Origin of the sequence: Streptomyces sp. NPDC052773 (assembly GCF_044547145.1) — a bacterium.
Classification (GTDB): Bacteria; Actinomycetota; Actinomycetes; order Streptomycetales; family Streptomycetaceae; genus Streptomyces.
Window position 1 is genome coordinate 1 of the sequence record NZ_JBITZX010000026.1, and the last position, 12,389, is coordinate 12,389.

Annotated in this window: 13 protein-coding genes; 7 read left to right on the plus strand and 6 right to left on the minus strand. The window is 72.5% G+C overall.

The window, feature by feature from the left end:
* The 3 genes from ACIG0D_RS34520 to ACIG0D_RS34530 form a co-directional block, all read right to left on the minus strand.
* The coding region (locus ACIG0D_RS34520) for an ATP-binding cassette domain-containing protein (protein ID WP_399809279.1) at positions 1-467 on the minus strand (467 nt) is incomplete at its 3' end.
* Between the two features lie 68 nt (positions 468-535).
* Entirely contained in the window at positions 536-1,378 is an 843-nt protein-coding gene (locus ACIG0D_RS34525; RefSeq protein ID WP_399809173.1) for a DUF4097 family beta strand repeat-containing protein, read from the minus strand.
* Positions 1,379-1,468: 90 nt separating this feature from the next.
* Positions 1,469-1,996, minus strand: a complete 528-nt coding sequence (locus ACIG0D_RS34530) for a hypothetical protein (protein WP_399809175.1) — start codon at positions 1,994-1,996, stop codon at positions 1,469-1,471.
* A gap of 125 nt (positions 1,997-2,121) precedes the next feature.
* Here ACIG0D_RS34530 and ACIG0D_RS34535 point away from each other — a divergent pair, with 125 nt between their 5' ends.
* A complete protein-coding gene (locus tag ACIG0D_RS34535; RefSeq protein WP_399809178.1) occupies positions 2,122-3,021 on the plus strand; it encodes a hypothetical protein in 900 nt (299 codons plus the stop codon).
* Between the two features lie 6 nt (positions 3,022-3,027).
* Here ACIG0D_RS34535 and ACIG0D_RS34540 read toward each other — a convergent pair whose 3' ends face one another.
* On the minus strand, positions 3,028-3,489 hold the full coding sequence (locus tag ACIG0D_RS34540) for an OsmC family protein (protein WP_399809181.1): 462 nt from the start codon (positions 3,487-3,489) through the stop codon (positions 3,028-3,030).
* A gap of 85 nt (positions 3,490-3,574) precedes the next feature.
* Positions 3,575-4,447 carry a trypsin-like serine protease gene (locus tag ACIG0D_RS34545; protein ID WP_399809184.1) on the minus strand — a complete coding sequence of 291 codons (873 nt, stop codon included), beginning with the start codon at positions 4,445-4,447 and terminating at the stop codon, positions 3,575-3,577.
* Between the two features lie 228 nt (positions 4,448-4,675).
* Here ACIG0D_RS34545 and ACIG0D_RS34550 point away from each other — a divergent pair, with 228 nt between their 5' ends.
* The 6 genes from ACIG0D_RS34550 to ACIG0D_RS34575 all read left to right on the plus strand — a co-directional run bounded on the left by ACIG0D_RS34550 (position 4,676) and on the right by ACIG0D_RS34575 (position 11,023).
* Entirely contained in the window at positions 4,676-5,581 is a 906-nt protein-coding gene (locus ACIG0D_RS34550) for a TSUP family transporter (protein WP_399809187.1), read from the plus strand.
* Positions 5,582-5,726: 145 nt separating this feature from the next.
* Positions 5,727-6,572, plus strand: a complete 846-nt coding sequence (locus ACIG0D_RS34555) for a PP2C family protein-serine/threonine phosphatase (RefSeq protein WP_399809191.1) — start codon at positions 5,727-5,729, stop codon at positions 6,570-6,572.
* Between the two features lie 276 nt (positions 6,573-6,848).
* The gene (locus ACIG0D_RS34560; RefSeq protein ID WP_399809194.1) at positions 6,849-7,886 is read left to right on the plus strand and encodes an MASE1 domain-containing protein; all 1,038 of its coding nucleotides are present in this window, start codon (positions 6,849-6,851) and stop codon (positions 7,884-7,886) included.
* A gap of 127 nt (positions 7,887-8,013) precedes the next feature.
* Positions 8,014-8,583 carry a snapalysin family zinc-dependent metalloprotease gene (locus tag ACIG0D_RS34565; protein WP_399809197.1) on the plus strand — a complete coding sequence of 190 codons (570 nt, stop codon included), beginning with the start codon at positions 8,014-8,016 and terminating at the stop codon, positions 8,581-8,583.
* 52 nt (positions 8,584-8,635) lie between these two features.
* The gene (locus tag ACIG0D_RS34570; protein WP_399809200.1) at positions 8,636-10,246 is read left to right on the plus strand and encodes a hypothetical protein; all 1,611 of its coding nucleotides are present in this window, start codon (positions 8,636-8,638) and stop codon (positions 10,244-10,246) included.
* A gap of 228 nt (positions 10,247-10,474) precedes the next feature.
* Entirely contained in the window at positions 10,475-11,023 is a 549-nt protein-coding gene (locus ACIG0D_RS34575; protein WP_399809203.1) for a DUF1062 domain-containing protein, read from the plus strand.
* Here ACIG0D_RS34575 and ACIG0D_RS34580 read toward each other — a convergent pair.
* Positions 11,013-12,212 (minus strand): amidohydrolase, encoded by a 1,200-nt coding sequence (locus ACIG0D_RS34580; RefSeq protein ID WP_399809205.1) that lies wholly within the window; start codon positions 12,210-12,212, stop codon positions 11,013-11,015. The genes ACIG0D_RS34575 and ACIG0D_RS34580 overlap by 11 nt on opposite strands.
* Between the last annotated feature and the right edge of the window lie 177 nt (positions 12,213-12,389).

Below are 12,389 nucleotides of genomic sequence, written 5' to 3' on the forward strand. Positions count from 1 at the left end.
CGCTTCATACCGCCGGAGTAGGTGGACGCCGGCTTCTTCGCCGCCTCGACCAGATCGAACCGCTCCAGCAGCTCGGCGGCCACCCGCCGCCCCTCACGGCGCGAGAGGTGGTGCAGGTCCGCCATCAGGAGCATGTTCTCCTCGCCGGTGATCAGGCCGTCGACCGCGGAGAACTGGCCGGTCACACCGATCGCCGCGCGCACCGCCTGCGGAGCGGCGATCAGGTCGTGACCGCCGACCCTGATGGCGCCGGAGCCCGCGTCCGGGGAGACGAGCGTCGAGAGGATCTTCACGGCGGTGGTCTTTCCCGCGCCGTTCGGGCCGAGCAGGGAGAAGATCGTGCCCTCGGGGATGTGCAGATCGATCCCGTCGAGAACGACCTTGTCACCGTAGGACTTGCGGAGGCCGACGGCGGAGACGGCGGCGGGGGGTTCCTGGGCACCGCCGCCCCTCCTGGACATGGGCATGACAGACGAAGGCATGGGGCCCTTCCGTTCGAAGTACCGGATAAGAGGTACGAGGGACGATGGCGCGCTCAGGACTTGGCGCGGAGGATGTCGATGTTGCCGAAGCGGGTGCGGGCGCGGATCTTGACGGTGTCCTCGGCGTCCTCGGGGGCCTCGGTCGTGGTGAGGGTGTTGCGCACCTGGCCGGAGCCGGAGCTGACGTCGAGCCAGGCGGCGGTGCCCTCGCGGATGCCGACCTCGATGGCGCCGTAGGAGGTCTCCAACTGCACGGTGCCACGGGCCACTTCGCCCACGCGCAGGGTGCCGTGGGCGGTGGTGGCGGCGACCGAGTCCTCGGCGCGCCGGATCTCGATGTCGCCGTTGGCGCCGCTCACCCGCAGTTCGCCGGTCACGGCGTCGACGGTGGTGGTGCCGTGCGAGTTCTTCAGGACGGCGGAGCCGTCGACGACGCCGACGCGCAGGCTGCCGGAGCTGGTGGTGATCGCGGCGGCGCCCTCCACCCGGTCCACGGTGATGGAGCCGTGTGACGCGGTGAGGTTCAGCGGGCCGGTCGTGTCGAGGCGGACGTCACCGGACGAGGTCTTCACGCGGACCTCGCCGAGCCGGCCCTCGCCGAGCACCTGGGTCCAGGCGCCGGTCACCTCGACACGCGAGCCGGTGGGCAGTTCGACCGTCACGTCGACGACGCCGGTGCGGCCGAGCAGAGGGGATTTGGGCGTCCTGACCGTCAGTACGCCGCTCGCGCAGGTGACCTCGGTCTGGTCGGCCGTCCGCGCGTCCAGGTCCTTCCTGGGGTCGCGGGGCCGCACCTCGACGACGGTGTCGAGGCGGTCCCCCGCGGTGAACTGGATGGAGCCGGCCTCCACATAGGCCGTCACCGAGATCGCCTGCGGAGTGTCGAAAGAAGGCATGGCTGTCCCGTCCTCATGGGTCGTTGGGTCGTCCCCGCTGGTGGGACGTGGTGTGGGGAGTGAAACGGGCGGGTGCGGTGCGGGTTGCGGCTAGCGCACCCAGCCCGTGAAGTTCTGCCCGACGTTCCGGGCCTTCTGCGGGGTGCGCGGTCGCGCGCCGCCGTCGACCGCGGCCGACACGGCGCGCACCAGCCACGCGTTGACCGACAGGCCCTCGCGGCTCGCGGCCTCCTCGACGCGTGTCTTGAGGTGCGCCGGCAGACGCAGGTTGACGCGGGCGGTGCCGCCCTCGTCGGCGTCCGCGGGGGCCGCCGGGGCCTGGAGCGGTTCGGCGGGCGCCTCGGGTGCCGCCGCCTCCATGGGGCCGGCATCGGCGGGCGGCAGCGTCACCACGAAATCCGGGTCGAGCCCGCGCAGCCGTACGTCGACCGAGCCGGGGGCGAGCTCGCGGGTGATCTCGTCCATCGCGGCGGAGAGCACATTGAGCATCGTCAAGCGGGTCGCCGACTCCAGAGGAGCGGTCAGCCGCTCGGCCAGCTCACGGGCGTCGTCGCCGCCGGCTGCGGCGGCCACCGCGAGTTCGCGGCGGATGGTGTCGACATACGGAGTGAGGTCCATGACGCCATGGTGGCACCACTATGGCGCCACGCGCAAGCATGGAGGCGCCACGCGGTGCCATGGGTGCCTCAGGGGAGGGGGCCAGCCCTGCCATCGGAGCGTCGATAGGCTGTCGTGTCATGGTCATGAGACACCGCAGGCTCGGCGTAGCCCTCATCGCTCTGCTCATCAGCACCACTGCCGTCAGCTGTTCGGCACCGGGTGACTCCGACCAGGGCGGTGACGACTCCGAGGTGTTGCGCGGGCTGACCGCGCTGAGCTCCCGACACTCCCGGGGCAAGGCGGTGACGTACCTGGACATGGCTCGAGTACGGCAGCTGGAAAAGGCCGGAGGGGAGCGGTACTCGTCGGTCGCGACTCCGGCCACGTCCCTGCTCACGGGATTCGAGCTGGGCCCGTGGCAAGAGCACCTGAAGCCGAGCCAGATCGACACCGCGGTCGACTGGGGAACCGCGGGCCACTGGGAAGGCAGGTTCGACTCGGCCGCCATCACCCGGGCGCTGAAGTCGAACGGCTACGTCCAGAAGGAGGAGGACGGCCGGCGGTACTGGAGGACCGAGGACTCGACGCTGGCCCTTCAGGTCTCCGACCACGAGATCTCCTACGCCGCCCAGCGCACCGACCCGATGTCGGTCGTCCATCCGGAGCAGGGCGCCGCGCTGGCCGACAAGGAGGAGTACCGGCGAGCCGCCGAGTGCCTGGGCGATGTCTACCGCGCCGACTTCCTCCCGCTCAAGTCCGCCAAGCCCACCCGGCTCTCCGCCCTCGGACAGCGGGCCGCCTCCGCCGAGAAGAACACCGAGATCCTGTGCGCCGTGGTCAAGGACGAGGCGACCGCCGAACGGGTCGCGACCCGACTGAGGTCGGTCGTACGCGAGAAGGCCCCGCAGTACGACGGCACGAAGATCACGGTGGAGAACGGCGAGCGGCCTTACGTACGAGCCGTCGTACCGGACAAGGCGTCGCAGCGGCCGGGCCGGCTGCTCTTCGACGACGTAGAGCTGTGGTTGGCGGTCAACGACTGAGGTCCCTCAGGGGGTATCGGTATCGCGACCACGGTCCTTGATCGTCGTCGTGACGGGCGTACCGATCTCGACGGTGCGGCTGACCGTGCACAGGCGGTCGTGTGACGTCCTGACCGCCCGGGGCAGGATCGCGCGGGCGCGGTCCGCTCCCTCGCCGTCCGGGAAGGTGACGGTGAAGGTGACGTTGAGGTTGGTCATGCGGTTGCCCTGGTCGTCGCTGATCTTGTCGCCGGTGACGGAGATCGAGAACTCGGTGGGCTCGGCGTGGCGGCTGGTGGCGACGTCGACGTCGGCCGCCGTGCAGCCGCCGATCGCGGCGAGGAGCAGTTCGACCGGGGTGAACTCGGTGTTGCCGCCGCCGTCGGAGGCGGTGCCGAAGTGGAGTGTGCCGCCGCGGGTGTTGGTGGCGACGAAGTGGCCTGTGCTCGTGCGCTCGACGACGACGGAACGCTGGGAGTCTTCGCTCATGGGGCGACAGTAACGCGGAGGCGTGGTCGGGTCGCGCGGATCGTGCCGGCGGCGGACGGACATACCGCCGCCGGCACCACCCGGGTTACGGCAGTCGCACGAACGGCGACAGGAAGGCACGGGCGCCCGGAGTGTCCAGGCGATACGTGACGTTGGTGGCGTAGCACGGGCCGTCGCCGGTGATGGTCGTCGCCGCGAGGACGCGCTTGCCGCCGATGACGGCGAAGTTGGGGCCGCCCGAATCGCCGTAGCAGGCGCCGCCGTTGCCCTGCGGCGCGGTCATGGCGAGGCGCACCCAGGCGTCGTTGAGGGCGTCGAAGGTCACCGGTGCCTTCATGCGGACGCCGCCACCGGGGTGGGTGTGGCCGCCGGGTCCCCGCTCGGCCTCCTGGGTGCCGTAGCCGGCGACGACCCAGTCTGTCGAGTTGAGCTTCCGCGGTCCGAGCGCGCCGAGCTGGTCGGCGGTCGGCAGGGTGGCCGGGGTGAAGGACCAGCGTGACGTCATCTTCGCGGCGGGGACTTCGACGACCGCGATGTCGCGCGTGTCGGCGGCGGGGCCCGGGTAGCCGGGGTGGTTGTGCGCCGTGCCCGGGACGGCGACGGCGTTCGCCTGGGCGGCGGGGTCGCCGGGGTACTTCTCGGCGGCGGCGTCCAGTCCGGCCTGGACATCCTGGTCGAGGGAGACGTGGAACCGTACGTTGGCCGGCCAGCCCGTGGTGCAGTGGGCGGCCGTCAGGAAGGTGTCCGCGTCGATCATCGTGCCGGAGCAGACCCAGTCGACGCGGTCCGGGGTGGCCGGATCGCCGTCGTGGTCCCAGGTGGCCACGAGGGCGCCGACCTCGGTGCGCTCGGGGGCGGGGGTCGCGTTGTAGGAGTTGATCGCGGACGAGGGCGACCCCAGTGCGAGTACGGTGGCGCAGGCGGCCGCGGTGACGGCGGTGGCGCGTATGGCGGTCAAGAAGAACCCCTTCGCTGGGTTTGATCGGGTGTTCCTCCTGTGGGGGGTGGGTGCATTGAAGCGCCTGTGATCGTGCGCGGCAAGTGGGTCGGCCGCTGAGCGGGGCGCGGTGTCTCGGAGGACCGTCTCGGAGGACCGGACGAAGCGTGCGCGGGTGTCCGGTGCCTTTCTTCGAAGGTGGGGATGTGGCATAGCGGGCGGCGGGTGCTGCCGGAGAGGATGCCTGCCATGGCCGGCGACAAGGACCTCACGCCCGTACGTTCGACGCACTCCATACCTCCGGCGCGCCCCCTGCGCTCGCCCCCCTCGCCACGCCCGACGCCCTCACCACGCCCGACGCCCTCGCCACGCCCGACGCGCTCGGTCTTCGCCGTGTTCGGTGCCGGAGCGGCCGTCGGTCTGCTGGGCGGGATGATCGGACTGGGCGGCGCGGAGTTCCGGCTGCCGCTGCTGATCGGGGTGTTCGGGTTCGCCGCGCTCTCGGCGGTGATCCTGAACAAGGCGATGAGTCTGGTCGTGGTCCTGATGGCGCTCCCCGCCCGGCTGGGCGCGGTGCCGGCCTCCGAGGTGGCCGCGCACTGGCCGGTCGTCGTCGATCTGCTGGCCGGGAGCCTGCTGGGGGCGTGGGCGGGAGCGGCCTGGGCGGTACGTATGCGCAGCGCCACGCTCTACCGGGTGCTGGCGGCGCTGATGGTGCTGATGGCCGCCGCCTTGGTCGTCACGCACAGCACCACGGTGGGGACGCTGGGGTTGCCGGTGTGGGCGGAGGTGCCGTGCGGGGTCGCGGCCGGTTTCGGCATCGGGGTCGTCGCCGCGATCATGGGCGTGGCCGGGGGTGAGCTGCTGATCCCGACGATCGTGCTGCTGTTCGCGGTGGACATCAAGACGGCGGGCAGCCTCTCCCTGCTGGTGTCCTTGCCGACCATGCTGGTGGCCTTCGCCCGCTACAGCCGTGACGGCAGTTTCGCGGTGCTGGGTGCCCATCTGCGCTTCTGCGCGGTCATGGCGGCCGGGTCGATCGCGGGTGCGGTGCTGGGCGGACTGCTCCTCGGCGTGTTTCCGGGCGTCTTCCTCATCCCCGCCCTGACCGTCGTCCTGCTCGTGTCCGCGGTGAAGCTGGCCCGGCACGCCTGATCGACGCGCGGACGCGGCGCTCGACGGGCAGAGCCGTCCCTGCGCGGATAGAATCGCAGAATTTGATACGACAATTCAGAGCAATCTTCCCTTCACAGCAATCTTCTTCGCAGGAAGAGGGCCGCGGCCCTGGCCGGAGTGATCGATGTCCCGCAGGCACCCGACCGACGACGGTGACGAGCTGCTCGCCAGGCTCGGAGCGCTGACCGCGCAGGCCCGAGAGCGGGCGGAGCTCCAGCGGTCGCGGGTCGAGCTGGCCGTCGCCCTCCAGCAGGGCATGCTCCCGGCCGCCCTGCCGATGGTGCCCGGCTTCCAGCTGGCCGTCGAGTACCAGCCCGCGCACCACGGTCTCAGTGTGGGTGGAGACTGGTACGACGCGTTCACGATGCCCGACGGCTGCATCGGGCTGTCGATCGGCGACGTACAGGGACACAACATCGAGGCGGCCGCCTTCATGGGGCAGGTACGGGTCGGTCTGCGCGCCCTCGCCTCGGTCACGAGCGAGCCGGGGGAACTCCTGGCCCGGACGAACGACCTGCTGCTGGCCCTCGGCACCGATCTCTTCGCGACCTGCACGTTCCTCCGCCTCGACCCGTCCACCGGGGTGCTGGAGAGCGCGCGGGCCGGGCACATACCGTGCCTCTGGGCCACGGCGGACGGCCGGTCCGGGCTCGCCGACGACGCGGGCGGACCGCCCCTCGGGGTGGTGCCGAAGATGGAGTACCCGGTGACCACGCACCGCCTCTCGGCGGGTGACGTCTTCGTGCTGGTGACCGACGGGGTGGTGGAGGGGCCCGCGCTGAACGTCGACGAGGGACTCGACCAGGTGGTGAGGCTCGCGGGCGTCGCCGCCGTCGCCGGTATGGAGGCGACCTCGCTGGCGACCGCCGTGATCAAGGGCGCGGAGCGGGTGGGGCACGCGGACGACGCCGCCGTACTCGTGCTCGGCCGGGACAAGGCCGCGCCGCAGCCCTCCGCCGCTCAGCGCTAGGGGGTGTCTCGTCGATCAGGCCGGATCAGCGAGCGGCGTCTGGTGCCGTGCATCGCAAGGCGGAGGAGGGAGTCGATGCGATGGGGGTGCCCCCGCGCGAGCGCAGCCGAGCGTGGGGGAGTTGGCGACCGACGACAACGCGGCGAGGCGCGGTGCCAGGCGTCGGGAGCCCGGCATGATCGGCGAGACACCCCCTAGGGGGGCTCGTCGGGCCGTTCAGCCGAAGGGCGGTGCGCGGGGCCCGCCGCCTCGCCGAACGGGCGGTCCCGGTGTGTGATGGCACCTGTGGTGCGTACCCCGGACCGGCGCCAAGCGGTCGTCTACGTCTTCCAGACGCTGGCCGTCGCCGCCTGCTACTACGCGGCGGGACGGCTCGGGCTGCTGCGCCAGCTCGTCGTCGGGGACGCGGTCTTCACCCCCATCTGGCCGCCCACCGGTGTCGCGGTGGCCGCCCTGTTCATCTTCGGCCTGCGCTGCTGGCCGGGTATCGCACTCGGTGCGCTCATGGTGGTCCTGTCGCTCACCTCGCTGCGCCCCGCCGTGCTCGGCAACATCGCCGGGAACACCCTCGCCCCCGTCTGCGCCTACCTCATGCTGCGCAAGGTGGGCTTCCGGACCGGTCTGAGCCGGTTACGGGACGGGGTCGCCCTGGTCTTCCTGGGTGCGCTGGCCGCGATGCTGATCAGTTCGACCGTGGGCGTCTGCCTCCTGGTGGCCACGGGGAAGCTGGGCTGGGACGGCTTCTGGCCGGTCTGGCTGGCGTGGTGGGTGGGTGACGCGATGGGGGTGCTGCTCGTCACCCCGGCGCTGCTCCTGCTGAGCGAGGCGCACCAGGTGCCCGACGCCGGGCGCTGGAAGGAGGCCCTGATCCTGGTCGTCGCGGCCTGCGCCATCATCCCGCTGGCCACGCACAGCAGACTGAGCCTGCTGTATCTCATCTACCCGCTGCTGATCTGGGCGGCGCTGCGGTTCCAGCTGGCGGGCAGTGTGCTGTGCGCGCTGGTCGCCTCCGTCCTGGCCACCGTGGCGGCCACGGACGGCAGCGGCCCGTTCGCGGAGCTGAGCCGTATCGAGGTGATGATCAAGCTTCAGGTGTTCAACGGGTCCATGGCCCTGACCGCCCTGCTGCTGTCGGCGGTGATCACCGAGCAGCACAACACCCGGCGCTCGGTGGAGCTGGCCTGCCAGGAGCTGGTCGAAGTCCTCGAACACCTGACCGCGGGCGAGGCCCCGCCGCCACGCCCGCCGACGACGGACGGTGACAGCCCACCGGGGCGGGGAGACGGCCGTCAGGGGCGAGCCGAGGGGCCGTGAGGCGAGGGTCTCGCGGTCCGGGGACGGGCGGGCGGGCAGATTGTGGGATTGGTGGGCGGCGAGTGCGGGCAGGGGGCCCGGCAGTACACGCATGAGCGCGCCCACCTTCCCCCACAGGAGGCCGACCTTGCACGCACGCACGTTCGCCCCCGTCCTGGCCGCCACCCTCGCGGCGGGCCTGGCCACCGCCGGCCAGGCCCAAGCCGCCCCCACGGACACGCAGACCGGGGTCCATGCGGCCCGTGTCGTCACCTACGACGCCGGCGCGTCGGCGGAGTTCCGGGCCGCCGTCGACCGCGGCGCCGCGATCTGGAACGAGAGCGTGGACGGCGTCGAGCTGCGCCCCGCCGGGGCCGGACAGCGCGCCGACATACGGGTCCTGGCCGACGACGGCTGGCCCAGGGCAAGGGTCACCTCGCTCGGCAACGGCACCGTCTACATCGGCCGGCAGGCCGTCGACCAGGGCCATGACACGATCCGGATCTCGGCCCACGAACTCGGTCACATCCTCGGCCTGCCGGACCGCAAGCCGGGCCCCTGCACCAGCCTGATGTCGGGTTCCAGCGCGGGCGTGTCGTGCGCGAACCCGTACCCCGACACGGCCGAGCGCGCCGAGGTCGAGGACAACTTCGCTCTCCGGGCCTCGCACAGCGGACTCTCCCGGGCCACCGCGGGGACGGTCCGCTCCGCTGGTTAAGCTCCCTCCCGCACAGTCATGATCGAAAGTACGACGGGGGCGGGCGGCAGTGATGTACGGGGAGAACGGCGACCGGTGTGCGAGCGCGGCGGCCGAGGCCGTGGTGACCGCGTTGCGGGCTCTGGCGGAGAAGAGGCCCGGGGACATCACGCTGCTGGACGGCTTCGGTGACGCGGAGCTGGACGGCTGGCCGGTGCGGGTGCCTCAGGCCGTGCGGGTCGTACTGCGCGCGGTGGGAGGTGTCACGGCGGGCCGGACGACGTACGCGTTCGGGCCGTCGCGGCGCCGGCCCCGGATCCGCTCGGACTCCGGGGACGCGACCTGGGCCCTGACCCCGGACGGCGCGGTCCTGACCGCGACCGGCGGTGAGACCGCGGCGGACTGGGGGCCGGTGCTGTCCGTCGGCCGCACGGACGGGTACGCCTTCACGGTCGAGGCGCCGGGATTCCTGCCCTGGCTGGACGGCCTCGCGCGTCGACTCGCCGAGGAGTCCCCGGACGACCGCACCACACCGTCCTCGCCGTCCCCGTCGTCCCCATCGTCCAAGCCGTCCACGCCGTCCAAGCCGTCCACGCCACCGTCCTTCGCGGTCGCTGCCGTACCGTCCGTCGACGTCGCCGAGGGACCGGACGCGGAACTCGCCGCGATCGTCGGCAGGGGCCACAGCCTCGTCGACGTCGTCGACCTCGGGAACCTGCCGGGATACCCGTGCGCCGTCTCCTGGGAGCCGTACTTCACCCTGGACGGCGCCACCGCGGACACCGGCGGCAGCGACGTCGACTACCGGCTCGTCGCCGGGGGCCGTGTCCTGCTGCTGGAGAGCGACGTCAGCGGTGACTTCCTGGGCAGGCCCGTGCGGCGGCACCGCATCCCCGACGACGCCCCGGAGGTGGCGGTGTCCCGGCTGCGGGAGCTGGCCCGGCGGTTCCCGCGGCTGGTCGCCCTCGCGGAGGGAGCGGCCGACGCGGAGATCGACCGCCTGCCGGTCCCCGTCCCGCCGGACGTGCGTACGGTGCTGCGGGCGGTCGGCGAGGTGCGTGTGGCGGGCATGCCCACCCTGCGGCTGCTGCCCGGTGAGCCCTGGCAGCAGGTCGAACCCGCACTCCACCGGCTGATCGGCGGCGACGGCACGTACTGGCCGCTGGCCCGCGTGGCCTACGGCCCGCGCCACGCCTCCCTCGCCCAGGTGCGGATCGACCCCGCCACCGGACGGTGGGGTTACGTCGTCTCCGTCCCGGCACGCGCCGAGGAACTGCGCGACGAACCCGAACTGGTGCTGCTCGCCGAGTCGTTGCCCGCGCTGCTGCTGAACGTCTGCCGGATCGTCGAGAAGGCGGTGGAACGGGCCGCCGCCTACGGGAGCGACCCCGCCTCGCTGATCACCGGTGCCTCGCGGTGGTTCACGCCCAACACGGGGCAGCCCTGGACCCGGCCCGTCCCGGTCGAGGAATGGCTCGGCGCCACCGATCCGCTGCGGGCCGAGGCCGCCGTCTTCCCGCCCGGCAGTCTCGCCGCCGACCTGCGGGACTCCCCCGTCCCGACCGACCTCTGCTTCTACCGCGCCGAGTCCTGGCGCTGGGGCCGGACCCTCGGCCGGCTGCGCTTCCTCGGCTGCGGGGAGGTCGTGGTCGCGGTCGCCGAAGCCGACGACTCGGGCGCGTGACCGGCTGGTGGCGAGCGCTCGGAAATCGACGCTCGGAAATTGACGCTCGGAAATTGAGTGGAGCAGCGCGGTCGCGCCCGACTACCGTGCTGCCGAGCCGAGTCGCCTAGTCGAGGACATGCCGTTGTACACCCTGTGAGACCTCCCGAGAGCTGATCTGTCGCGCGTCGCGCCTGTGCGCCGCGCTGCTTCCTGCTGCGGACTTCTCACTGAAACCGGTGTACTTCTGTGCTCACCAACTGGGTGGTCATGCCCACCTGTCTGCCGACCGTTCTCCGCCGTTGCCCCGCGTGCGCGTCCGAGCGGTTCCGGGCCAACGGCAAATTCCGCGTCAACGCCAACCACAAGCTGCTCGACGCCTGGCTCCTCGTGCTCTGCACCGGGTGCGGGGACACCGCGAAGCTCACGGTCCTGGAGCGGATGCACGTGCGCGCCGTACGGCCCGGCCTGCTGGACCGGATGCACGACAACGACCCCTCCCTGGCAGCCGAGTTGCTCCGGGATCCGGTCGTGCTGCGCCGTAATCGCGTCGCCCTCGACTGGGACCGCGCCTGGCGCCTCGACACCGGCGGGACGGATCACCTGGACCGCGAGGTGATCGACGTGTCGGTCCGCTTCGCGGCGCGGATCCCGGTCCGGCCGGTGCGGCTGATCGCGGAGGGGTGCGGTCTTTCACGGGCCGAGGTCGAGAGACTGATCGACCAGGGGAAGCTCGTCTCGGCGGTCCGGCTGAGCGGCAGGCTCTCCGGCGACTTCACCTTCACGCTCAAACGCTGAACCGCCGACCCGCCTCCGGTCGCCGGTGCCGGGCCCACGCCGTCGTGCGCAGGTCCGGGTCGAGCAGGACGTCCGCCGCGGTGCACGCGAGCGCCTGGGTGGCGCTGGTGAGCACCGCGCGGGCCCGGTCCGAGGCCGCCGCGCGGGCGAACTCGGGGGTGTGGTCGGAGCCGTCGGAGTCCATGATGGAGACGAAGGGGTGGATGGCGGGCACCCGCGAGCTGACGTTGCCGATGTCCGAGGAGCCGAGGTGGACACCGGGGACGGGCGGGGTGAGCGTGATGCCCGAGCGGGCCAGGTGGTCGGCGAACCGGGCGGAAAGGGCCCCGTTGTCGCGGAAGTGCTCGTAGCGGACGGTGGCCTGCTCGGTCTCCACGCGGGTTCCGGTGGCGCGGGCGACACCCTCGGCGCAGGTGCGCAACCGCCCCATCAGCTCCTCGAGTTCGGCGGTGGTGCCGGCGCGCAGGCCGAACAGGCCCTCGGCGTACTCGGGGACGATGTTGGTGGCCGTGCCGCCGTGGGTGACGATGCCCTGGATGTGGGACGCCTGCGGGAGGCGCCGGCTGAGGGAGTGCACCACGTTGAACAGTTCGATCAGCGCGGCGAGCGCGTCGATGCCCTCCGTCGGGTTGCCCGTGGGATGGGCGGCGCGCCCGTGGAAGCCGACCCGGTACTGCACCTGGGCGGTCAGCGGGGCCCGCGCCCAGTCGTGGACGCCGGGGTGGAACATCAGGGCGGCGTCGACGTCGTCGAACACCCCGGCCTCCGCCTCCAGGGCCTTCCCGCCGCCACCCTCCTCGGCCGGGGTGCCCACCGCGAGGACCGAGCCGGGCGTCGTGCCGAGGACGGTACGGGCCGCGAGGGCCGCGCCGAGGCCGGCGGCGGCGATGAGGTTGTGGCCGCAGGCGTGCCCGAGGCCGGGCAGGGCGTCGTACTCCAGCAGCAGCGCCACCGCGGGCCGGCCGTGGCCCGCGCGGGCGGTGAACGCGGTCGGCAGGCCCGCCACCCCGCGCTCGACGGTGAAGCCGTCGCGTTCGAGGACGCCGGTGAGCAGCGCTGCCGCCCGGTGCTCGGCGAAGGCGTACTCGGGGTCGGCGTGCAAGCGCAGGGCGACGTCCCACAGTTCGCCGGCGCGGCGGGCGACCTCGGCGCGCAGGGCGGTGTGGACATCGTCGGGCGTGCGGGCCACTTGACCTCCCGGGGCGTCGGCGGCGGGCGTACGTGCCCCGCCCGGGTTCCACCGGCGGCCGCCTCGACACCCGACTGATCGGGCGCCGGGCGCGGACGGCCGCACCTGGCGGAGTTTCGCTCGGCGTGACGGTGCAACACGGACGGTACGGCCGTTCCGATGCGGCCGTACCGGCCC